The organism is Peribacillus sp. B65, from assembly GCF_058513295.1.
The window spans coordinates 3,107,201-3,129,298 of record NZ_CP195840.1 but is presented as its reverse complement, the minus strand read 5'-3'; the positions used below and the strand labels follow the sequence as shown (position 1 = coordinate 3,129,298).

The following is a 22,098-nucleotide window of genomic DNA, read 5'->3' as shown; positions in this document are numbered from 1 at the left end:
GAAGGAAGAAATATATGGTGGGAAAATCAAATTTTTATAAAGGGCTTAAATTACTAGGCGCACAAAAAGAGGAACAGCTTAATGGGAAAATTAAGGATTTGCTAAATAATCGTGAGTTAATAGAAGCAGTAAGCGACAATGCCCAAATGCAGGTACCAAGAATAAATAGTCTTCAGGAAGCCTCAGAAAGAATGTCCATCATCATGAATTATCCAACAAAAAAAGATGTGGCGAGTTTAGCGAAATTAGTCATCCAACTCGAAGAAAAAATTGATGGGTTGGAAGAATTGGTCTCTATGCTTGTTGAGAATAGGGGCGGGAATGTCGGGGGTAATTCTTCAATTCGCAATAAAGGCAATGCCAATTCATCCCGCAGCATCAAAAAGAAATCAAGATTGGCATCCAATGAAATGGAAGGGAGTAAAAAAAGGTTATCTGATTTTATAAATAACTCCTTATTGTTAAGCTCACAGCTGCCTGAGTTCAATTCAGTTGGTCAGGAGAATTCAAATGGCTAAGCGGAAAGTGCCCAAAAATCAATCTGAACCCAAAACTAAATTGCAACATTTATTGGATATTCCCAATCAGCCAATGCCTGAAATGGGACTGACTCCGAAAATAGCGGTGTGGAAAAAAAACAAATCAACGCTTTGGTTTTATCCCTCAGCACAAAAAAAATATGATGTACCGGTTTTTCTTATATATTCACTAATCAATACTCCTTTGATTCTTGATTTATCTCCGGGGAATAGTTTAATAGAATCTTTTGTAAATGAAGGTTTTGATGTGTATTTGCTTGATTTTGGAAGCCCGGGCTTTGAAGATGGTGACATATCGATCGAAGATTATATCGTCGATTATATTCAAAAAGGAGTGCAGCGTGCATTACGTCACTCTGGAGCATCAGAAATTACAGTCATGGGGTTTTGCCTCGGAGGTACAATAGCCGCAATATATGCTGCCATTGCAGACGAGCCCATCAAGAATTTGATACTTTCCGTGACCCCGGTGGATTTCAGTGCCTCGGAATTTTTTGATCAATGGCAGGAAGCGTTAAAAGAAGGAACAGCGGATTTTGACGAGACAATAGATATTTATCAAACGATTCCAGCCAGTGCTGTTAAATATGGAATTCGTTTAATTACATCACCTATCTATATATCACCGTATTTATCGTTATTGAATCAAGCGGATGATGAGGAATACGTTAAGAATTGGCGCCGCTTCAATGCGTGGGTAAATGGGCATGTGCCTCTATCCGGCGCAGTTGCCAAACAAATAACCAAAGACCTCTTGATAAAAAATCGCTTGGTTAATGGTGGTTTTAAGGTAAGGGGGAAAAAAGCGAAGCTATCGAAAATTAATGCTAGTGTTTTGGTCATTGCAAGTAAGTATGATCGATTGGTCCCACAGGAAATGATTTATCCGGTAATGGAGCATTTAACATGTAAGGATAAGACATATAGCCTACTGAAAAGTGGACATGCTGCTAAACAATATTCCGGTGGACTTCCATATTATTTGAAGGAATGGCTACCTGGGCGTTCTTCACCAATTCAATAGGTTAGTGGGGGGAAGTGAAATGTACATGTTTAACGCCAGTGAGGAAATCAAAATCATGCCGGTTGTAGAATATATAGGCTTTGCGGCATTTATATTTTCAAGATTTTTTGCAACATTTCCGGATTACTAAAGTGAAATAAAGAAAGGGCTGGTTTGGTATTTAGAGCCAGCCCCTATTGTCTCATTCATAATATTTCACTCGTTCTTCTAGTGGTGAGAAGTCTTTATCGCCAGGCTCTGCAGTGGGTTTTCCAAAGGGCATCTGAGCGATGAGTTTCCAATCGCGTGATATATCCCATGTCTTTCTCACTTCGTCATCGATTAAAGGATTATAATGCTGAAGGCTTGCACCAAACCCCTCAATTTCCAAGGAAGTCCATACGACAAATTGTAAAATGGCAGACGATTGGTTCGACCAAATCGGAAAGTTTTCGGCATACGTTTTGAATTGTTCTTGAAGCCTTGTTATAATGGCCTGGTCTTCAAAGAATAAAACCGTACCATAAGCATTTATAAATGACTTCATTTTTTCTTCCGTTTTTTTGAAATCTTTGTCACCGACAGCTTTTCTTAATGTGTTTTTCGTGATATCCCATAATTGGTCGTGGCTTTGACCAGTTAAAACAATCACTCTTGCACTTTGGGAATTGAAAGCGGAAGGGGAATATTGAACGGCATGATCGATAACTTCTTTAATCCTTTTATTAGGGACAACATGTTCCTTGCTAAGGGAATAATAAGAGCGTCTATCTTCAATTGCGCTAAAAAAGTCTTTAGCCATACATCATACCTCCATTCATTATACCGACTTATTTTGACCTGATTTTATTATTTTATGAAAAGTGAATACGGGTGAAATTATTTGTCTGAAAATGGTTGACAAATTTATCGTTATCATTTATCTTTAAATCAAAATATTTGTATTAAAAGTATTATATGTTTAGTTAAATATCTCGATTTCGAGATATTGTTTACGGATTAATTCCTCTCCTTAAGGGGAGATTTATAAAGAAAAGATAGGAGTGGTACGGATGGAATTAAAAGGATTACATCATGTTTCGGCGATTACAGCTAAAGCGGGAAATAACTTTGATTTCTACACAAAAGTCTTAGGGATGCGATTAATCAAAAAAACGGTGAATCAAGATGATGTTCGTGTGTATCACTTATTTTATGGAGATCAAATTGGTTCTCCGGGTACGGAATTGACGTTTTTTGAAATTCCCAATGCTGCCCGCACTCATGAGGGAAACAATAGCATTTCTGAAATTTCTTTAAGGGTGAGAGATGATGAAGCTCTAGGATATTGGAAAAAACGGTTTGTGGAATTCAATGTTGAGCATGATGAAATATCGAACCGTTTTGAAAGGAAGGTGCTTTCTTTTAAAGATCCTGAAGGGCAGAGGCTACTTCTGGTTTCCGATCAGGATAATAACGGTGTTCAAGGGGGATCACCATGGGATGGAAGCCCGGTACCGCAAGAGTTTTCCATCCTTGGATTAGGACCGGTAAAACTTACTGTACCTAATATTGAACTAACAGAAAGTGTTCTCTCCGAGGTATTGGGGTTCAGGAAAACAGGCACATACCCATCTGCAATTAGGGGGCAAAATCCAATTGTCGTTTATGAGACAGGTGAGGGAGGAACAGGAGCGGAACTTCATATTGAAGAAAGGAATGACATTCCTCGGGAAAGGTTGGGGAGGGGTGGAGTACACCATGTTGCCTTTCGGGTGGATAATGAAGAAGAACTTAGAAAATGGATAGAAAAAATTAGTGAATCAAAATTCGTGAACTCTGGATATGTGGACCGCTTTTATTTTCGTTCACTTTATTTTAGGGAGCCGAATGGAATATTATTTGAACTAGCTACTGATGGACCTGGATTTGCAGTTGATGAAGCAGAGCAGCACCTAGGTGAGAACCTTGCCCTGCCGCCATTTTTAGAATCAAAAAGAAAAGATATTGAATCGAATTTAAAACCACTGAATACAAAATCAACTAATTAATCAAGGGGAAAGGAAGGAATCGGCATGCAAAAGCAAAATGCAGGAATACATCATATAACCGCAATTGTAGGCAATCCTCAAGAGAATGTGGATTTTTATGCTGGAGTGCTGGGAATGCGTATGGTGAAGAAAACCGTTAATTTTGATGATCCAGGCACCTATCACTTATATTTCGGAGATGAATCAGGTTCACCGGGCACTATCATCACTTTCTTTCCTTGGCCTGGGGCATACCGAGGGACAATTGGCTCCGGACAAGTGGGGATAACAACATATGCCATTCCGGAAGGTTCATTGGGCTTCTGGGAAACGCGCTTGGGTAAATTTAATATTGACTTTGAAAAGATCTCACGCTTCGGCGAGGATTATCTGGGATTTCAGGACCCACATGGATTGCAACTTGAACTGGTTGAGCGTAAAGAAGGTAAAAATAGCGAGTGGTCATTCGGCGGTGTACCAGCTGATAAGGCAATCAAGGGATTCGGCGGTGCTGTATTATTGACGTCTAAACCGATCAAAACGATGGAACTTTTAGAGGAAGTGATGGGTTTGCAAAAGATGGGGGAAGAGGGCGATTTCATTCGCTTCAAATCCACATCGGATATCGGAAATTTGATAGATGTTAAAAAAACGGTTTTGCCAAATGGGAAAATCGGAGTGGGAACTGTTCATCATCTTGCATGGCGTGCAAGCGATAATGAAGATCATAAAGAATGGAGGGAACATATCGCAAACCATGGCTATGGCGTGACACCCTTTAAAGACCGCCAATACTTCGATGCCATTTATTTCAGGGAAGATGGAGGCATACTCTTTGAAGTTGCCACAGATCCACCTGGCTTTGCTCATGATGAAACGAAGGAAACGATGGGTAGTAAATTAATGCTGCCGCCATGGCTTGAAGAAAAAAGGAAAATTATGGAGAAAACGTTACTGCCGGCAGTGCCGAGGGTACTAGAGGAGGATAAATGATGAAGCATATTTTTCAAAAAGGAAGTAATCCAGATGCACCGTTGCTTTTGCTTTTACATGGCACTGGAGGAACGGAAACGGATCTTTTGCCATTATCGGAGATGGTTTCACCGGGATCATCCGTACTCAGTGTACGGGGAAATGTACTTGAAAACGGAATGCCCCGTTATTTCCGCCGGCTGGCTGAAGGAGTTTTTGATGAAGAAGATTTGATTTTCCGTACGAAGGAGCTTTATGACTTCTTGGAATCAGCGTCCGGACAATATGACTTCGATCGTGACAGAGTGGTGGCATTAGGTTATTCTAATGGTGCAAACATAGCAGCAAGTTTGATGTTCCATTTCGAAGGGGCATTAAAAGGAGCGATTCTTCATCATCCAATGGTGCCTAGACGCGGGATTGCTTTGCCGTCCCTATCGGATATACCTGTATTCATTGCTGCAGGTAAAAACGATCCGATTTGCCCCGCAGCAGAAACTGATGAACTTAATCGGATTTTACTGCAAGCGGGTGCTGCGGTGGACGTTCACTGGGAAAATTACGGTCATCAGTTAACACGTTCAGAGGTTGATGCAGCAAGTTCATGGTTTCAAAAGAACTTTTTATAAGAATGAGAGGGATGAAGATGATTTCAGTAAATCCTGAAAGTCTTACAGAACGGGAAAATTATAAGTTTTTGACTGGAAGCATCATACCGAGACCAATAGCCCTGGTCACGACACAATCCGAAACCGGTACAATCAATATAGCGCCGTTCAGTTTTTTTAACATAGTCAGTTCCAATCCTCCGATGATTTCCATTTCTGTTCAACGGAAAGAAGGAGTTTTGAAGGACACGGCCCGAAATGCAATTCAAACAGGTGAATTCGTTGTTCATATCACTGATGAAGACAATGTTGCTGATGCAAATCGAACGGCCAAGGAACTCCCGTCTGACGAAAGTGAATTGGGTCTTACCAATTTCACTCAGGCTGTTAGTGATAAGGTGTCGGTACCAGGATTGCAAGAAGCGAAGGTACGCTTTGAATGCACATTGGAGCATGCGATACCTTTGGCAGGTTCCAAGAATAAACCTGGTTGTGATTTATTGATAGGGAAAATAGTCTGCTATCATATAGAGCAGGAGATTTACCATAATGGCCGAATTGACCAGAATGGGCTAAAACCTGTAGCAAGATTAGCGGGTCATACTTATACAAAACTAGGAGAATTATTTGAAATTGAAAGACCTTAAGGAATATAAGAAAAATGGCGTCATCTTTTAAGGTGTCGTCATTTTTTAAAAATTATTCCCGGTTAGCATTATTTACAATTCTATAATGTAAGCGACTGTTCCAAAAACAAGTTCATATCTATGCCAAAGGTGCGTTGATCGTTTGGATTTTAAAGGAAGTCTTTACAAACCGAAACAAAACTTGACAATTTTTTCATAGATTGATAAAGTTATAAAAAAATAATTTCTTATCCAGAGAGGTGGAGGGACTGGCCCTATGAAACCTCAGCAACAGGTCTGCAATGACACTGTGCTAATTCCAGGGGGTGAAACCTTGATAGATAAGACCGTATGTGTTTATTTGTCAGTAACGCACTCTTTTTTAGAGTGCGTTTTCGTTTTTTCTGGATGCAAGATAAAGGAGAGTAAGAATGGAGAACAAAAGGAAGCATGATTTTCAAAGGAAAATGCAGGCACGGCATATAATAATGCTATCGCTTGGCGGGGTGATTGGAACAGGTTTATTCTTAAGTTCGGGTTATACGATTCAACAGGCAGGCCCGTTTGGCACCATCCTTTCCTATCTGATTGGGGCATTAGTGGTTTATCTAGTCATGCTATGTCTAGGGGAACTGGCAGTACATATGCCCGAGACAGGTGCGTTTCATAGCTACTCAGCTAAATACATAGGTCCTGGGACAGGGTATACAGTAGCCTGGTTGTATTGGCTAACTTGGACAGTTGCACTTGGTTCGGAATTCACGGCTGCAGGATTGTTGATGCAGAGATGGTTTCCATCAATCAATGTCTGGATATGGAGTGCACTATTTGCCATATTGGTTTTGGCATTAAATGCGTGGACCGTTAAATTTTTCGCTGAATCCGAATTCTGGTTTGCGTCTATAAAGGTATTTGCCATTGTGATTTTCATTATTTTGGGAGCAGCGGCAATGCTAGGTTTCATTCCAATAATTCATTCACAATCCGCTCCGTTATTCTCCAATTTTACAAGTGAAGGTTTATTTCCGAATGGTGCTTTTGCCATTATAATGACGATGCTTGCGGTGAATTTCGCATTCTCTGGAACTGAATTAATTGGAATTGCAGCTGGAGAAACTGTGAATCCAGAAAAAACGATACCAAAGGCAATCCGTATGACATTATGGAGATTGATTATCTTTTTTGTAGGAACCATCGTTGTATTATCCGCATTATTGCCTATTTCGGATGCAAGCGTATTAGAAAGCCCCTTTGTGGCAGTTCTTGAACGGATTGGTGTGCCATATGCAGCGGATATTATGAACTTTGTTATATTAACTGCCATTTTGTCTGCTGCAAACTCAGGACTGTATGCGGCATCCAGAATGCTTTGGTCACTTGCAGATAAGGAAACTATATCACCAATATTTGCAAAATTGACAAAACGGGGAGTTCCGATAAATGCAGTCCTTTTCAGTATGTTGGGCGGCTGCTTAGCCCTGTTTTCGAGTATTATTGCACCGGATACTGTTTACATAGTGCTTGTATCCATTTCTGGACTAGCCGTTGTTGTAGTTTGGATGAGTATTAGCATGTCGCAATTTCTATTTCGCAGACGATATATAAACGAAGGAAATTCAGTAAATGACTTAGCTTATCGAACGCCATTATATCCACTCGTACCAATCGTTTCTTTTATGCTATGCCTAGCTTCTTGCATAGGAATTGCATTTGATCCTACACAACGAATTGCACTATATTGTGGCATTCCATTTATTTTGATTTGCTATGGAAGTTATTATCTGACACAAAACCATAAAGAAAAGAGGAGTAAATCATGAACATTAAAACTAACCCAATTGACGCTATTTTACGAGATCATTCAGTCATGATTTTAGACGGAGCTTTAGCTACAGAGCTAGAGAGGCATGGATGTGATTTGGACGACCCGCTCTGGTCTGCACGTGTATTACTTGAAAATCCAGAAGTGATTTATCAAGTGCATTCTGACTATTTTCGTGCTGGAGCGGATTGTGCGATTACGGCTAGCTACCAAGCCACTGTTGAAGGTTTCGCACTCCGCGGAATACAAGAAAAAGAGGCTTTGGAGCTAATCAGGAAAACGGTTTTACTCGCAAGAAAAGCAAGAGATGATTTTTGGAAGGAAGAAAATCAAACGCTTAGGCCTAAGCCATTGGTTGCTGCATCTGTTGGGCCTTATGGGGCTTATCTTGCAGATGGTTCAGAATATGTAGGAAACTATGGTGTTTCGGATGAAACTTTAATTGCATTCCATAGCTCACGAATATCAGCGTTGATTGAAGCTGGAGCTGACCTTTTAGCATTTGAAACGATTCCTTCCCTGCAAGAAGCAAAAGTATTATATTCATTATTGAAGGATTATCCAGAAGTGTATGCTTGGCTATCCTTTTCATTGAAAAATGAAAAAGCGATAAGTGACGGTACTTCACTCGAGGAGTGTACAAGATTGTTTGGGGACAGTGAGCAAATTGCAGCAATCGGCATCAACTGTGCGCCAGTTTCATGTATCACGGAAGCCATCAAGGTGCTGCGTGCAAACACGGATAAACCAATCATTGTTTATCCGAATTCAGGTGAAACATATAATCCGGAAACTAAAACATGGCATGGTCAAGAATCATGTAACAGGCTCGACCTGAAATCTGAAGAATGGCAACATGCAGGTGCGCGTTTAATTGGAGGATGCTGTAGAACGGCACCACATCATATTGAAGACATTTCAAGAAAGTGGCGACCTTACGTGGTGGTATCCTCCTAGCCCTTGTACTGTTTTAAAGTATGTATGATATAGACCCTAACTAAAGGAACAGGAAGCGTCATAATCAGGCGGTTCCTGTTCTTTTTGAATTCATTATTCAAATTCGAGTTATCATATCTCTTAGGCTGAAAAAGAAACCGCTTCAAAAACAGGAATGGGAGAAATTAAATCATAATATTTGTGTGCTTGGGAAAACTAAACAAACAATGAATAGAAAGGAGAGAAATGAGTATGAGCCGTGGTAAAAATTTTAATCACAAAGAAAAAGGCCATCCGGGAAATTTACCTAATAATAGAATTAGCGAAGAGAAGGAACACAGCCGGCAGTATGAACAAATCGAGGATATTGTCACACATGAAGCTTTTAAAAATCGGGAAAAAGAAGACGAGATGCCTTAATATATTTCATGTATATACGGGGGGAAAACCATGAGCTTTTGCTATGGTTTTTTCTTTCATTACTAATAAATCAGGAGGGGAACAGATATCTATCATACCTTGTTGGAAAAGGAAGTAAGCTAAATAATAAGCCGACTTTCTTCTATATAAATAATAAAACTCAAATTTCTCAGCTTGGCGCATCACGCATCATTAGCATTAGTCATAAGTCACTAAGAAGGAAGTATAACCTGCATTGTCATCCAGAAAAAATTAAGGGTAACGTCTAAAAAGGGCGAACTTAATTAATCGGAACCGGCTTACCCTAACTGGTTAAAACCCTGGAATTTTTACAGTTTTAGATATAAATCATGACAGGTACATCGTGAATATTATAAGTACCTGATGAAGTACGGTTCGTTCCCCATATACAAGTCTTAAGCCCAATTTCTGCTATGTTTCATTTTGTTTATCGCGATTTATTTCCACTTCTCGTTTAGCTCTAATAAAAGCGATAAATTGAATCGTCTCCTCTTCAGAAAGAGAGATTCCATCAACGGCTAGCTCCATATTTGGTAAATCCGTTAATTCCATGACTTGAGGTGACTCTGTGGTAATATCTTTAGCAGGATGATCTACCCGACCTAGAATGTAATCAGTGGATGTATCATATAGGCCTGCCAATAAATTAATCGTTTCTAATGAAGGGCGGCGGTGGCCCGATTCATAACCTGCATAGGTACTCTTGGCGATTCCAAGTCTGTCAGCGGTATATTGTAAAGACCATCTTTTGGCCTTCCTTAATGAAGTCAATCTATTTAAAATCATTCTTATTACTCTCCTTTTATATAAATCCATTATAACATCAAATTGAAATAAGTGTACGCGTAATGAATAATTTTAGCTTGATTTCACTATGAAACATGACTATAATAACATGTGGTGTACGCGTAACATGTACATTTGCAGCGAAACATCCTTTTCTGAAATGATAAGAATGATTGTGAAACAGGGAGGCTATATAGGGGGTAGTATATTGGAGAAGTTGAAGTCAAAAATCAAGAAGTTGATGTTGATTACTACAGGTGGTACAATTGCATCGTTAGAAGGAAAAAATGGACTTGTTCCAGAGATGAAAGCTGACGACATTTTAGGTCACCTACCGGGATTGGATTTACTATGCAAGATTGATAGTAAGCCTTTGATGAATATTGATAGTACAAATATGCAGCCGGAAGATTGGACAGAAATGGCACAATCCATCCATGAGCACTACCATGATTACGATGGCTTTGTGATTACCCATGGAACAGATACAATGGCTTACACTTCAGCTGCGCTCTCATATATGTTACAAGATTTAGGGAAACCAATCGTCATTACAGGTTCTCAGATCCCAATTGCCTTTAAAAAGACAGATGCCAAAAGAAATATCTCTGATGCAATTCGGTTTGCTTGTGAAGATATTGGAGGAGTATATGTTGTTTTTGATGGTAGAGTCATCCAGGGTACGAGAGCCATTAAATTGAGAACGAAAAGCTATGATTCATTTGAAAGTATTAACTATCCTTATATTGCTACCATATTCAAAGATAAAATTGAGTATCTAAAGCCAGTTCATTCACCAAAGAATAAGGAAGCTAAGTTAGATGCTTCCCTATGTACTGATGTTGCTTTGGTTAAGCTGCATCCCGGTATTAAGCCTGAATTCTTTGATTTCCTGAAAAATCAATGTCGGGGAATCGTAATTGAAAGTTATGGAAGCGGTGGTATTCCCTTTCAAGGAAGAAATATTTTAGAAAAATTGAATGAGTTAGTACAATGCGGAATATCCGTAGTCATTACTACCCAATGTTTAGAAGAAGGGGAAGATATGGATATTTACGAAGTTGGACGAAAAGTGAACAAGAATGTCATCATTCGTTCCAGAAATATGAATACAGAAGCCATCATTCCGAAGTTGATGTGGATTTTAGCCAAGACACGGGATCCTAAAAAAGTGAAGGAAATGATGGAAACACCGATTGCAGAGGACATCACATTCTAGAACAAACAAAGGGGCAAGAGGAAATGTTGATAGAAGAGAGAACATACCGAATCGAGAAAGACTTTCTAGGGGAAAAGGAAATTCCGGCAGATGTTTATTATGGAATACAAACTCTACGCGCTGTAGAGAATTTTCCGATTACCGGTTACAAAGTCAATGAAGAAATGATTCGTGCACTAGCGATGATTAAAAAAGCAGCCGCTTTAGCAAATATGGATACCAAAAGGTTATATGATGGTATTGGAAGCGCTATCGTCAAAGCTTCTGAAGAAGTGATTGATGGAAAGTGGCATGAATATTTCATCGTTGACCCAATTCAAGGCGGCGCAGGGACATCGATGAATATGAACATTAATGAAATCGTTGCCAACCGTGCGTTAGAACTTATGGGACACAATAAAGGTGATTATGCACATGTTAGTCCAAATAGCCATGTTAACATGTCGCAATCAACCAATGACGTATTCCCTACTGCCATTCATTTATCAACACTACGACTTTTAGAGCAATTGTTGCAAACAATGACCAAGATGAGTACGGTCTTAAAGAATAAAGCAAAACAATTTGATCATGTTATCAAAATGGGACGCACACATCTTCAGGACGCAGTGCCAATTCGCCTTGGTCAAGAATTTGAGGCTTACAGTCGTGTGTTGGATCGCGATATAAAACGAATCAGTCAATCACGTCAACATTTATATGAAGTGAATATGGGAGCAACAGCAGTGGGAACGGGATTGAACGCAGATCCGCGTTACATTGAAAATGTTGTTACATATTTAGCTGAGATCAGTAACTTGCCGCTTGTAGGAGCAGAACATTTAGTAGATGCAACTCAAAATACGGATGCTTATACTGAAGTGTCAGCTTCATTGAAAGTATGTATGATGAATATGTCTAAAATTGCTAATGATTTACGTTTGATGGCTTCAGGACCAAGAGCGGGATTAGGGGAAATCACACTTCCAGCTCGTCAACCAGGTTCATCCATCATGCCAGGAAAAGTAAATCCAGTAATGCCAGAATTGATTAACCAAGTCGCTTTCCAAGTGATCGGGAACGATAATACGATTTGCTTAGCATCAGAAGCAGGACAACTCGAGTTGAATGTAATGGAGCCAGTGCTTGTATTCAACTTATTGCAGTCAATCAGCATTATGAACAATGCTTTCAATGTCTTTACAGATTATTGTTTAGAAGGCATTGAAGCAAATGAGCAACATTTAAAAGATTATGTCGAACAAAGTGTTGGAGTGATTACAGCAGTCAATCCGCACCTTGGATACGAAGTGGTTTCACGTATTGCGCGGGAAGCGATATTAAAAGGCAAATCAGTTCGCGAACTTTGTTTACAATATGATGTACTGACAGAGGAAGAATTGGATCTGATTCTAAATCCTTATGAGATGACAAAGCCCGGCATAGCGGGAGCTTCTCTTTTTGATCGGCAATAACCAGTATATTAGTAGAATGCATTAATCTATCTTATTTTTGATGTAATGACTATGCCTTTAGGACCGTTGGTTTTAAGGCATAGTCATTAATTACATACATATGAAATGTTACCTAACAGTTTGTCAACTCTGCTTGCGAGTATTGAAAACTGAATATTCGGTTATTTTTTTTGATCGTCGATCTAAATCTTGTAGGTGTTTAACTATTCATAAAAAATCCATCTCCCTTAGAATACCTATGGAAGATGGGGAAGTTTTAAATCAGGAGAATTTATTTTAAAAAATGTGGCTCACTTGAAATGGCTTAATCGGTTTTAATATTTCATTTAAAGATTTTTTTTGAACGAAGGGCATGTGTCCAAAGTTCCGATGAATATTAATCGTAAGTGTAAAACCAAATGAAATGACATACGTAACTTTTCATTTTTTTCAAGATATTTAATATAATGTAATCAGTCATTTCCAGGTGAAAAAGGAGGGTAACTTTGAAACAAGTGAATCGTTTTATCCGAAGCGTTACATTTCTAATGCTCGCATTTCTCATGTTTAGTGGGCAGGCTGCATTTGCTTCATCAGATTCAATTTCATCGCAATCCACGCCAGACCTTTTGATTAGGCAGATCATGGGTTTAGCCTACGAATCCCAACAATCCATTAGCAGTGGACCATTTTCTGTAGGTGATTCGTTGAAGAAAGTGGAAAAAGCCTGGGGGGCACCGGAAGATTTAAGTACCGTTGCAGCCAATTATTGGAGCCGTAATGTTCGATTCCTCTATGACGGTTCAACAGGTAGAAAGACGATTACAGCCATTGATGATTTTGATCCGAAATTGCAAACCATCCATTTATCCATGCTGAAGGAATTGATTGGTGAACCTGTAAGTGAAGTGGAGCAAGAAGGGATGTACTATGTCACTTATACCGATTCCGCAAATTATAAAGTGGTCTTCGTGTTTGAAAGCGCCTGGATTAACCCAGATCCAAGCTTGAATATGTATACGGTTGAATTCGCGTCAGATTAATAAGTAAAAAAAGGATCGTCCCTTTATTGCAGAGGGGCGATTCTTTGCTACCACCGGGAGAATTTTGTTTAAGAATCTAAACTTACCGTTCTATTCAATATTGTTCAGCCATACATTAAAAAGATGTAAGTAGAATGATTAAGGGGGATTTGCTTTGTCAGAAGGTGTGCATAGTATCATTTTACCTGTTTCAATAAAAACAGTATGGGGATTTGTAAGTAGCATTGACCGTTGGGCACCTCTTGTCCCAGGATATATCAATCATGAGATGATAAGTGAGGAGACACTTATTTGGGAGTTTAAAAGCGATTTGGGATTAATGAAGAAGAAAATTAAACTTGAAGTGAATATATTGGAATGGATTGAACCTGATAAGGTAACATTTAATCTTAAGGGATTAAATGAAAAATTTGAGGGGCACGGTTATTTTTTAGCGGAACAGTGCGGAATTGGACAGACTAAAATGACAGGCTGCCTTGCGATTACGGCAAAAGGGGCCAAAGCCCCCATCGTCAATGCTTTGTTAAAAACCTACGTTCCCCAAATGACGATCGAGTTTTCTGAGGCAGTTGCACAAAGTCTCCTTGTACAAAAATAGAAATTACATATTGCAGCTGTCATTATTGGATATTGGCACTTGACAATTATACCTTAGTGATATGTATTATAAATTGTAATATTCTTTATAAAGCCTTTGATCAATTGAATGGTTTTTATAATGGATGTTTGGATACGATTCATAAGTAATAGGCGGGGCAGGAGGCATCACATGGAGTATGATAAGCAGGTTAAAAATAGAGTGAAGCGAATTGAAGGACAGCTTCGTGGGATATTGAAGATGATGGAGGAAAACAAAGATTGCAGAGATGTAGTAACGCAGTTATCTGCCACTAGATCGGCAATCGATAGGACAATTGGGGTAATAGTAAGTTCCAATCTTGTAGAATGCGTCCGGGAGGCTAATGAATCCGGAGAAAAGAATCCCGAAGAGCTAGTTAAAGAAGCAGTGAATTTATTAGTGAAAAGCCGGTAGTGTAATTTTTAGGACGATGATGATAAGACAACCTGACCAATCTGAGAAATTTAAGTGTCCGGGGTGGATGTATTTTTTAAAATGGGCCTCTACAAGAAGAGGTCCATTTTTGTGAATTCTCTGTTTTCATTTCTGATAAGCAAATCCTTTGATATAAAGAATTTGCATGGTATCCTTAAAGGGATAAAAATTGAGTGAGGGTATGCTATGGAATTTACGCATGTTACATCGGTTTTGCTCGGCCTCGTCATCATTCTAAATATTTTATTTGCCACGATTGTCATATTTTTTGAAAGAAGGGAAGCGAGCACGACCTGGGCTTGGTTATTGGTGTTATATTTTCTGCCTGTAGTCGGTTTTATTTTATATCTCCTTTTTGGAACAAGTTTAAGGCACGCCCACTTATTCCAATGGGAGGACAAGAAGAAGATCGGGATTGAAGAAATCCTTGATAAACAGATGGAAGAGCTTTCAACGGATCATTTCCCATTTCGAAATGCTTCTTCAAGTAATTATCGTGATTTGATTTATATGCATCTCCGGAATAATGATGCCGTGCTTACTGAAGATAATCAAGTCGATATTTTTACGGAAGGGAAAAATAAGTTTGACCAGCTTTTTAAAGATATTGAAGCGGCCGAAAACCATATACATATACAATATTACATCATTCAAAGGGACGGCTTGGGTAAACGATTCATTGAAGCATTGACTAAAAAAGCGAATGAAGGCGTCAAAGTTCGGCTGCTTTATGACGAGCTGGGTTCCAGAGGGATGACTAAACGTTTCTTCAAGGAATTTAGGCAGGCTGGAGGACGAGTGGAGGCATTCTTTCCATCCAAATTAAAATTTATAAATTTACGCCTGAATTTCCGTAACCATCGAAAGCTCGTCATCATAGATGGGAAAATTGGGTATGTTGGAGGCTTTAATGTTGGAGATGAGTATTTAGGGCTTAATCCGAAATTTGGTTTTTGGCGTGATACACACCTTCGAATAAAGGGGTCGGCTGTCAAAGCCATTCAAACCCGTTTCATCTTGGATTGGAATCAGGCATCAAAGCACCATGATATAACGTATCAACCTCATTATTTCCCTATTGTAAAGCCTCAAGGAAATATAGATTTGCAAATAGTGACAAGTGGGCCGGATTCTGAATGGGAACAAATTAAAAATGGCTATATTAAATTAATTTCTTCAGCAAAAAAATCGATTCTCATTCAAACACCCTACTTCATACCGGATGCAAGTTTATTGGATGCACTCAGGATTGCCAGCTTATCAGGATTAGATGTGAAAATCATGATTCCGAATAAACCTGATCACCTTTTCGTTTATTGGGCAACAACTTTCAATGCAGGGCAGTTATTAAGAGCGGGAGCTAAGATATACATCTATGATAACGGCTTTATTCATGCGAAGATGATCGTGGTGGACGAAGAGGTCTCCTCGGTGGGGACAGCTAACATTGATGTCCGTAGTTTTAAATTGAACTTTGAAGTCAATGCCTTCATTTATGATGAAGGAATGGCAGAAACACTGACAAGGATTTTTTATAAGGATGTCGAAGTTTGCAGGCAGCTTACAATTGAAGAGTTTGAAAAGCGTTCCAAGTGGATTCGTTTTAAAGAGTCCATTGCAAGGCTAGTATCACCGATATTATAATTTTTAAACTAAACGGACCATTAGTCTGCTCAGACTGTAGACAAATTCGAAGAAAAGCGAGTTTGCCTGCAGTTTTTTTCTTTATGAAATGTTCCAGTTGTTCAGAAATCCGCTCCCTTTCAGCCGACTGTCAGCTATGCATCATCAAAGCAAGCGCCTGTGGCGTCTCGGCTAGCCATTGTTTAGGAGGAATGTAATTTCTTCAATCCATTCATAAAACCAGAAAAAACATTAAGAATCACAAGTCTTGCCTTAATGTCATGGTTCGGGATGAGCCCCTTCCGAACTCTATTTTGGTACAATAGTTTATATCCATAAAAGGGGGAAAAGTCATGAAAACGTTTATAATCACAGGAGCTTCAAAAGGTTTAGGTGCTGCCATCGCCAAAGGATGTTTGCAAACGAGTGATCATTGCATTTTAGTTTCCCGTACAGCCAATCCTGAAATGCAGCGGCTGGCTGACCGATCAGGGAAGAAACTTACATTTATTTCGATGGACTTGAAAGAAACTGAAAAGTTACCTTCCTTAGTCAATGAGATTCTTGCTGCTGTCGATGATACAAGTGACATTTACTTCATTAATAATGCAGGCGTTATTGAACCGATAAAGCCGGTAGGAGAGCTTGGTATGGTAAATTTGGAAACAAGCATGCGGGTGAATTTCATGGCACCCATCGTATTGTCTGATGAATTCATTAAACAGACAAAGGACTGGAACAGAAAGAAGGTAATGGTGAACATATCATCAGGTGCAGCAAAAAATCCTTATCATGGCTGGGCAGCCTATTGCAGTACTAAGGCGGGGCTAGAAATGTTTACACGGGTTGCAGGGGTGGAGCAGGATAAAGCGTCTTTCCCTACGTCCCTCATATCTTTTTCACCTGGAGTAATGGATACGGCGATGCAAGGGACAATCCGGTCAGCAGACGAACGGGACTTTTCCGATCGAGACAAATTTCATGAATATAAAGAGAAGGGCATGTTAAGAAGCCCCGAATTTGTGGCAGATATACTTTTGCAGCTTCTTGAATCGGAAGATTTGGAGAATGGGAAGTTCTACGATATTAAGAATTTTCTTTAATGAATGGAAGCATGTGAAACGAAAATAGCGTGGGGTTGTCCGTTTGGACAGCCTCTTTTTTAAGTGATCCTTTATTATATAAAAAAGCAGGATATCTTCAAGGAAATATGATAATTCGTTCTATCCAATTACCTGAATAACATAAACTTTTTTGGAGGGAGTTTGGAGGGTTATGAATGACGATCATTATTGTGAAAAAAGGTGACAGCCTTTGGGAAATTGCCAGAAAAAATAAAATTGAACCATCGAGGTTAATTGAAGTCAACGGTTTGGAATCAACAGCTTTGGTTCCTGGCCTGGCATTGTATATACCTGAGGAAAAAGCGGTGGGCCGAAGGTATCTAATTAAAAGTCAGGATACCCTTACTAGAATCGGCAGTCGTTTTGGAACGAGTGCAGCGGCAATCATGGAAGCCAATCCAGGAATCGCTGCAAACTCGCTTAAAGTCGGCACGGTAATTTTGATTCCGTCCCCTTACAAAAATCAATTGATTACGCTGGGTTTTGCCTTTCCGAATTCAGGTGGAATAGTATTTGAAACACTTGAGGAGAATGGTGATAAATTATCCTATTTAGCCATTGTAGCTTATTCGTTTACAAGGGAAGGAAATGCATACGTTGATGGTGATGATCTCCCGCTTATCGCGAAATGCGAGCAAACCGGGGTGACACCCCTATTGATGATCCGGAACTTTCAAGATGGTGATTTTGATGCTGATTTGGCGGGTGATGTCCTTGCTAGTACAGTATACAGAGCGAATTTAATCAATAGTATGCTGAAATTCGTTAGGGAGAAAGGGTATGGGGGTGTCAGTATGGACATCGAATTCATACCACCTGCTCGGCGTTCCGATTATGTGCTTTTTTTAAAAGAATTAAAGGAGGGATTGAACGAACTGATCCTTCATGTGAACGTACACGCAAAAACAGCGGATAATCCTGATAATCGAATTGTAGGCGGCCATGATTATCGGGGGATCGGAGAGGTAGCCGATCTTGTTGCCGTGATGACCATTGACTATGGGTATCCTACTGGCCCGCCTGAGCCAATTTCCCCACTTTGGTGGATGGGCGAGGTTCTTCGTTATGCTTTGACGAATATTCCTGAATATAAATTGCAGTCGGCATTTCCTATGTATGGATACGATTGGGTAGTACCAAGCCACGAGACGAAAGCTTTATCAGCTCAAAATGCCCAAAATCTTGCTATTGCAACTGGCGCTGAAATAACTTTTGACACGTCTGCGGCATCACCTAATTATGCTTATCAAAGAGAAAATTCGAATCATGTGGTTTGGTTTGAAGATATTCGATCGATAAGCGCGAAATATGAAATGATTGATGCATATGAACTGATAGGTGCAACTTATTGGCAGATTGGTTTGGAATTCCCTCAGAATTGGGCGTTTATAGAAAAGAATATTTTGATTATTAAATAGATGAATGGGTGCAGGCGGTGAATAGAAGTGTTATATTTTTCCCTTGTTTGGTTGTGCAACTTTTATCAGGCAAAGCCAAACACATCTAGAAGAATTAAAGGGAGCCAATATCGTTCGAATGGCTATGAACCAATAAAAAGGAGCCAGGGAAAACCAAGGCTCCTTTACTTTAACGGTTAACCGAATGGAATGCATCATCCAGGAATATTTATGACTGATTTGGTATCGAATGCTCGTGTTTTTTTCCCTGTAAGTCTTTCTTTTTAAAAATTGCATAAAGAAAGGCAAGGAATATCAGGGTGGAAGAAAATTGGAACGTTGTTTTTACACTGTATGTTTCCGTTATATAGCCTAATAGTAAGACAGAGCCGGCAAAAGTAAGATTGATGACTGCTCCCCAAACTGCATGAATTTTTGCAAGAGTCTTTTCCGAAGCATGGTCTTGGAATAGCTTGGTGTAGATCACTTCCCGGATTTGTTCCGGGAGACCGTACAGGCATGCCAGCAGTAAAGCCAAAGGAGGAATACTGGTAGTTCCAAAAAGCAGGGTTAGCATTGAACTGAGAAATATCCCCAAAGTGATGAAGAATCCTATATATTTTTCTAGTAATTTGGCAAAACGGATGACGATCAATCCACTGAATATCATGCCGACAAAGTAGCTTGTGTTAATATATCCCCACCACTCCTCACCTAGTTCCAGGTTCTGTTCAACATATACATATATAACGGCAGCCATCCACACGCTTGAAGCCAAAGTAGTTATAAAATCAATGGAAATGAGTGTACGGATAGTTGGGATTTGTCGAATCGAAACCCATCCGGATTTAATCGAACCCCAGTTTGACGGAACAACAGAGTCCGTCGTTCGTTCTGAGACTTCTATTTTCATTGTATAGATCGTTGAAACAGCAAAAAGCATTACCGTAAGCCAAATGATGAAACTGCTGTTGGTACTTATCAATAAGACGGAACCTAGTGGCCATCCTGCTACAAAGATGGTCTGGGTGATCATGTTCAAGAAACCATTCGCTTTCATCCGTTCTTCCTTCGGAACTAATTGAGGAACCAAAGCTGCGCTGACCGGGGCAGCGACTCCATCCAATAATGAAATGGAGGCTATGAAGCAAATGACGGCAACAGCAAAACCATGATTGAAATTTGTTATATAGATTCCTAGGCCAACGAGTAAGATGGACTTCCACCATTGAGATTGTACAAGGATCCTTTTTAAAGGAAACCTGTCGATGACAAGGGGGGAGAGTAAACTGCTGATAAATCGAAAAATCGTTGTAGTGAACGGAAGCAAGCTCAAATAAAAGGCAGATCCCGTCAAAGTATATAATAATGAAATCAACCCGACTACATAAAATATATCACCTAGATTTGCAAACGACTGACCGATCCAAAGGTATCGAAAAGATGAGTTTTTCATATATACCATCCTTTTGCGAAAATAAAGTTCATGGATATTTAGAATGGTTATAATTTTTACACTGGATTCACTCCTTAATTTACTAGATTGCATGAGCCGGGTTGGCCTGTTTTATATAGATGATTTTACCATAATATGAACAAGGGGGTTCTCAAATGCTTGCTGAATATTGAATATGGAATTATACTCCTTAATATATGTAAAAAAGGAGAAAAATTTGATGATTCGACGTTTTGCTTCATATTACCTGCCGCATAAGCGGTTATTCATTATTGACTTCTTCAGTGCAGTGGTCGTTGCTGTACTAGAACTTGCATTTCCGCTAGCTGTTCAGTGGTTCATAGATACACTGCTGCCTGGCGACGACTGGTCTGCAATTGTTTCGGTAAGTGCCGGTTTGTTCCTCCTTTATATCATTAGTACCTTCTTACAGTTCATCGTAGGGTATTGGGGGCACAAATTGGGTATCAATATCGAGACTGATATGCGTGAAGAATTATTTGAGCATGTGCAGAAACAATCTTTTCGTTTTTTTGATAACACGAAAACCGGCCATATCATGAGTCGCATAACCAATGACCTTTTCGATATTGGGGAACTTGCTCACCATGGTCCCGAAGATTTATTCATTGCCTTCATGACTTTTATAGGCGCATTTTGGATTATGTTGACAATCAATGTGAAACTTGCACTCGTATCGGTTTGTATTTTACCGTTCCTCGTTTTATTAATTGTCATAAGTAATTTAAAGATGAATAAAGCCTGGAAGAAAATGTATACAGAAGTTGCGGATGTAAATGCCCGTGTAGAAGATAGCGTCTCAGGAGTGAGGGTTGTACAATCCTTTACTAATGAAACATATGAAATGAAAAGATTTGCTACTAATAATCGCCGATTCCGTAAAGCGAAACTTCTTGGATATAAGGTTATGTCCTTTAGCTTATCGGGCATATACATGATGACGAGGTTTATGACCCTTGCCGTGTTGGTGCTTGGTGCTTGGCTAACATTTCATGGGCAGCTCTCTTATGGTGAACTGGTTGCATTCGTCTTATATGTTAACGTATTGTTTAAGCCGATCGACAAAATCAGTGCGTTGATGGAACTCTATCCAAAAGGGATGGCCGGCTTTAAGCGTTTTACGGAACTTCTGGATGTAGCGCCAGATGTCGTCGATAAAAAGGATGCAATAGAGGTAACCACCCTTTTAGGCGATATTTCCTTTAAAGACGTTTCTTTTAACTATGAAGACAAAAAGCCAGTTTTAAAAGGTATTGATCTTACAATTAAGGCTGGTGAGACCATTGCTTTTGTCGGGCCTTCGGGAGCTGGGAAAACGACCATATGTTCATTGATCCCAAGATTTTATGATGTTAAGGCCGGTTCAATATCCATTGATGGAATTGATATTCGTGAGATGACGAAAAAATCATTGCGCTCACAAATTGGCATAGTCCAGCAAGACGTGTTTCTTTTCACAGGAACAGTAAAAGAGAACATTGCGTACGGAATGCTTGGAGCATCGGATGAACAAATTCAAGATGCTGCAAGGAAAGCCCATTTGGAGACTTTCATTGAAGGACTTCCAGAAGGCTATGAAACTCAAATAGGTGAACGTGGCTTGAAATTATCTGGAGGACAAAAACAACGAATTGCAATAGCGAGGATGTTTTTGAAGAATCCGCCAATATTAATTCTCGATGAGGCAACCTCTGCACTCGATACTGAGACGGAAAGAATAATTCAGCAGGCTCTTACAGAACTAGCTGAAAACAGAACTACGTTAATTATCGCACACCGATTGGCAACCATTCGAAATGCTGACAAGATCGTGGTTGTTACGGAAGAAGGAATTGCTGAAGAGGGCGGTCACGATGACTTACTTGAGCAGGGGGGCATTTTTGCCAATCTGCATCAATTACAATTCCAAAAATGATAAAAATGCTATATGTCCCCATAAGGACATATAGCATTTTTAATAGATTGGAGTGGAATTCAATTCAGAAT

The 22,098-nt window shown here is 39.6% G+C and carries 21 protein-coding genes and 1 riboswitch; of the genes, 18 read left to right on the top strand and 3 right to left on the bottom strand.

All coding sequences use genetic code 11. From position 1 onward, the window contains the following. Nucleotides 1-17: 17 nt before the first annotated feature. Nucleotides 18-518: a hypothetical protein gene (locus ACSR9O_RS15260; protein ID WP_260357809.1), complete on the top strand. Its 501-nt coding sequence runs from the start codon at nucleotides 18-20 to the stop codon at nucleotides 516-518. Next, a complete protein-coding gene (locus ACSR9O_RS15255; protein ID WP_491724643.1) occupies nucleotides 511-1,563 on the top strand; it encodes an alpha/beta fold hydrolase in 1,053 nt (350 codons plus the stop codon). The genes ACSR9O_RS15260 and ACSR9O_RS15255 overlap by 8 nt, the downstream gene beginning before the upstream one ends. A 181-nt stretch (nucleotides 1,564-1,744) precedes the next feature. Here the strand turns inward: ACSR9O_RS15255 and ACSR9O_RS15250 are convergent, their stop codons facing one another. Further along, a complete protein-coding gene (locus ACSR9O_RS15250) occupies nucleotides 1,745-2,344 on the bottom strand; it encodes a nitroreductase family protein (RefSeq protein ID WP_491724642.1) in 600 nt (199 codons plus the stop codon). 250 nt (nucleotides 2,345-2,594) lie between these two features. Here ACSR9O_RS15250 and ACSR9O_RS15245 point away from each other — a divergent pair, with 250 nt between their 5' ends. The 7 genes from ACSR9O_RS15245 (at nucleotide 2,595) to ACSR9O_RS15215 (ending at nucleotide 8,935) form a co-directional block, all read left to right on the top strand. Then, on the top strand, nucleotides 2,595-3,572 hold the full coding sequence (locus ACSR9O_RS15245) for a ring-cleaving dioxygenase (RefSeq protein ID WP_230175817.1): 978 nt from the start codon (nucleotides 2,595-2,597) through the stop codon (nucleotides 3,570-3,572). A 24-nt stretch (nucleotides 3,573-3,596) separates the two neighbouring features. Then, complete coding sequence (locus tag ACSR9O_RS15240) at nucleotides 3,597-4,544, top strand: ring-cleaving dioxygenase (RefSeq protein WP_491724641.1); 948 nt, start codon at nucleotides 3,597-3,599, stop codon at nucleotides 4,542-4,544. Beyond that, entirely contained in the window at nucleotides 4,544-5,152 is a 609-nt protein-coding gene (locus ACSR9O_RS15235; RefSeq protein ID WP_230176001.1) for an alpha/beta hydrolase, read from the top strand. The genes ACSR9O_RS15240 and ACSR9O_RS15235 overlap by 1 nt, the downstream gene beginning before the upstream one ends. Before the next feature lie 17 nt (nucleotides 5,153-5,169). Next, on the top strand, nucleotides 5,170-5,778 hold the full coding sequence (locus ACSR9O_RS15230; protein WP_260357804.1) for a flavin reductase family protein: 609 nt from the start codon (nucleotides 5,170-5,172) through the stop codon (nucleotides 5,776-5,778). 224 nt (nucleotides 5,779-6,002) lie between these two features. Next, a riboswitch (SAM riboswitch) is annotated at nucleotides 6,003-6,105 on the top strand. A gap of 83 nt (nucleotides 6,106-6,188) precedes the next feature. Continuing rightward, the gene (gene mmuP / locus ACSR9O_RS15225; protein ID WP_101225094.1) at nucleotides 6,189-7,577 is read left to right on the top strand and encodes an S-methylmethionine permease; all 1,389 of its coding nucleotides are present in this window, start codon (nucleotides 6,189-6,191) and stop codon (nucleotides 7,575-7,577) included. Beyond that, the gene (mmuM, locus tag ACSR9O_RS15220) at nucleotides 7,574-8,536 is read left to right on the top strand and encodes a homocysteine S-methyltransferase (protein ID WP_491724640.1); all 963 of its coding nucleotides are present in this window, start codon (nucleotides 7,574-7,576) and stop codon (nucleotides 8,534-8,536) included. The genes mmuP and mmuM overlap by 4 nt, the downstream gene beginning before the upstream one ends. Nucleotides 8,537-8,767: 231 nt before the next feature. Next, entirely contained in the window at nucleotides 8,768-8,935 is a 168-nt protein-coding gene (locus tag ACSR9O_RS15215) for a hypothetical protein (protein ID WP_162878727.1), read from the top strand. Between the two features lie 432 nt (nucleotides 8,936-9,367). On the opposite strand, the gene ACSR9O_RS15210 is transcribed toward ACSR9O_RS15215, so the two are convergent. After that, entirely contained in the window at nucleotides 9,368-9,742 is a 375-nt protein-coding gene (locus ACSR9O_RS15210) for a helix-turn-helix domain-containing protein (protein WP_101225092.1), read from the bottom strand. Between the two features lie 229 nt (nucleotides 9,743-9,971). Here ACSR9O_RS15210 and ACSR9O_RS15205 point away from each other — a divergent pair, with 229 nt between their 5' ends. The 8 genes from ACSR9O_RS15205 to ACSR9O_RS15170 all read left to right on the top strand — a co-directional run bounded on the left by ACSR9O_RS15205 (nucleotide 9,972) and on the right by ACSR9O_RS15170 (nucleotide 18,656). After that, nucleotides 9,972-10,961, top strand: coding sequence for an asparaginase (locus ACSR9O_RS15205; protein ID WP_402940056.1), 990 nt, complete (start codon nucleotides 9,972-9,974; stop codon nucleotides 10,959-10,961). 23 nt (nucleotides 10,962-10,984) lie between these two features. Next, entirely contained in the window at nucleotides 10,985-12,415 is a 1,431-nt protein-coding gene (gene aspA / locus ACSR9O_RS15200; RefSeq protein WP_101225091.1) for an aspartate ammonia-lyase, read from the top strand. Between the two features lie 494 nt (nucleotides 12,416-12,909). After that, nucleotides 12,910-13,437 carry a DUF4309 domain-containing protein gene (locus ACSR9O_RS15195; RefSeq protein ID WP_230176002.1) on the top strand — a complete coding sequence of 176 codons (528 nt, stop codon included), beginning with the start codon at nucleotides 12,910-12,912 and terminating at the stop codon, nucleotides 13,435-13,437. A gap of 154 nt (nucleotides 13,438-13,591) precedes the next feature. Next, nucleotides 13,592-14,035, top strand: a complete 444-nt coding sequence (locus ACSR9O_RS15190) for an SRPBCC family protein (protein WP_101225089.1) — start codon at nucleotides 13,592-13,594, stop codon at nucleotides 14,033-14,035. Between the two features lie 171 nt (nucleotides 14,036-14,206). Beyond that, nucleotides 14,207-14,470: a metal-sensitive transcriptional regulator gene (locus ACSR9O_RS15185; RefSeq protein WP_054395644.1), complete on the top strand. Its 264-nt coding sequence runs from the start codon at nucleotides 14,207-14,209 to the stop codon at nucleotides 14,468-14,470. 207 nt (nucleotides 14,471-14,677) lie between these two features. Then, nucleotides 14,678-16,135, top strand: coding sequence for a cardiolipin synthase (gene cls / locus ACSR9O_RS15180; RefSeq protein ID WP_101225088.1), 1,458 nt, complete (start codon nucleotides 14,678-14,680; stop codon nucleotides 16,133-16,135). Nucleotides 16,136-16,467: 332 nt separating this feature from the next. Continuing rightward, nucleotides 16,468-17,217, top strand: coding sequence for a (S)-benzoin forming benzil reductase (locus tag ACSR9O_RS15175; RefSeq protein ID WP_491724639.1), 750 nt, complete (start codon nucleotides 16,468-16,470; stop codon nucleotides 17,215-17,217). Between the two features lie 176 nt (nucleotides 17,218-17,393). Beyond that, a complete protein-coding gene (locus ACSR9O_RS15170) occupies nucleotides 17,394-18,656 on the top strand; it encodes a LysM peptidoglycan-binding domain-containing protein (protein WP_230175823.1) in 1,263 nt (420 codons plus the stop codon). Between the two features lie 208 nt (nucleotides 18,657-18,864). On the opposite strand, the gene ACSR9O_RS15165 is transcribed toward ACSR9O_RS15170, so the two are convergent. Then, on the bottom strand, nucleotides 18,865-20,091 hold the full coding sequence (locus tag ACSR9O_RS15165; RefSeq protein WP_230175825.1) for an MFS transporter: 1,227 nt from the start codon (nucleotides 20,089-20,091) through the stop codon (nucleotides 18,865-18,867). A 220-nt stretch (nucleotides 20,092-20,311) separates the two neighbouring features. Between ACSR9O_RS15165 and ACSR9O_RS15160 the strand changes: the two genes are divergently transcribed. Beyond that, on the top strand, nucleotides 20,312-22,027 hold the full coding sequence (locus tag ACSR9O_RS15160) for an ABC transporter ATP-binding protein (protein WP_101225321.1): 1,716 nt from the start codon (nucleotides 20,312-20,314) through the stop codon (nucleotides 22,025-22,027). Nucleotides 22,028-22,098: the final 71 nt, after the last annotated feature.

Bases quoted from the DNA above. Each gene is read 5' to 3' on its own strand.
- ACSR9O_RS15255 (WP_491724643.1), top strand. From the start codon at position 511: ATGGCTAAGCGGAAAGTGCCCAAAAATCAATCTGAACCCAAAACTAAA.
- ACSR9O_RS15215 (WP_162878727.1), top strand. From the start codon at position 8,768: ATGAGCCGTGGTAAAAATTTTAATCACAAAGAAAAAGGCCATCCGGGA.
- ACSR9O_RS15160 (WP_101225321.1), top strand. From the start codon at position 20,312: ATGATTCGACGTTTTGCTTCATATTACCTGCCGCATAAGCGGTTATTC.
- ACSR9O_RS15245 (WP_230175817.1), top strand. From the start codon at position 2,595: ATGGAATTAAAAGGATTACATCATGTTTCGGCGATTACAGCTAAAGCG.
- aspA (WP_101225091.1), top strand. From the start codon at position 10,985: ATGTTGATAGAAGAGAGAACATACCGAATCGAGAAAGACTTTCTAGGG.
- ACSR9O_RS15185 (WP_054395644.1), top strand. From the start codon at position 14,207: ATGGAGTATGATAAGCAGGTTAAAAATAGAGTGAAGCGAATTGAAGGA.
- ACSR9O_RS15250 (WP_491724642.1), bottom strand. From the start codon at position 2,344: ATGGCTAAAGACTTTTTTAGCGCAATTGAAGATAGACGCTCTTATTAT.
- ACSR9O_RS15235 (WP_230176001.1), top strand. From the start codon at position 4,544: ATGAAGCATATTTTTCAAAAAGGAAGTAATCCAGATGCACCGTTGCTT.
- ACSR9O_RS15210 (WP_101225092.1), bottom strand. From the start codon at position 9,742: ATGATTTTAAATAGATTGACTTCATTAAGGAAGGCCAAAAGATGGTCT.
- ACSR9O_RS15230 (WP_260357804.1), top strand. From the start codon at position 5,170: ATGATTTCAGTAAATCCTGAAAGTCTTACAGAACGGGAAAATTATAAG.
- ACSR9O_RS15170 (WP_230175823.1), top strand. From the start codon at position 17,394: ATGACGATCATTATTGTGAAAAAAGGTGACAGCCTTTGGGAAATTGCC.
- mmuP (WP_101225094.1), top strand. From the start codon at position 6,189: ATGGAGAACAAAAGGAAGCATGATTTTCAAAGGAAAATGCAGGCACGG.
- mmuM (WP_491724640.1), top strand. From the start codon at position 7,574: ATGAACATTAAAACTAACCCAATTGACGCTATTTTACGAGATCATTCA.
- ACSR9O_RS15165 (WP_230175825.1), bottom strand. From the start codon at position 20,091: ATGAAAAACTCATCTTTTCGATACCTTTGGATCGGTCAGTCGTTTGCA.
- ACSR9O_RS15240 (WP_491724641.1), top strand. From the start codon at position 3,597: ATGCAAAAGCAAAATGCAGGAATACATCATATAACCGCAATTGTAGGC.
- cls (WP_101225088.1), top strand. From the start codon at position 14,678: ATGGAATTTACGCATGTTACATCGGTTTTGCTCGGCCTCGTCATCATT.
- ACSR9O_RS15175 (WP_491724639.1), top strand. From the start codon at position 16,468: ATGAAAACGTTTATAATCACAGGAGCTTCAAAAGGTTTAGGTGCTGCC.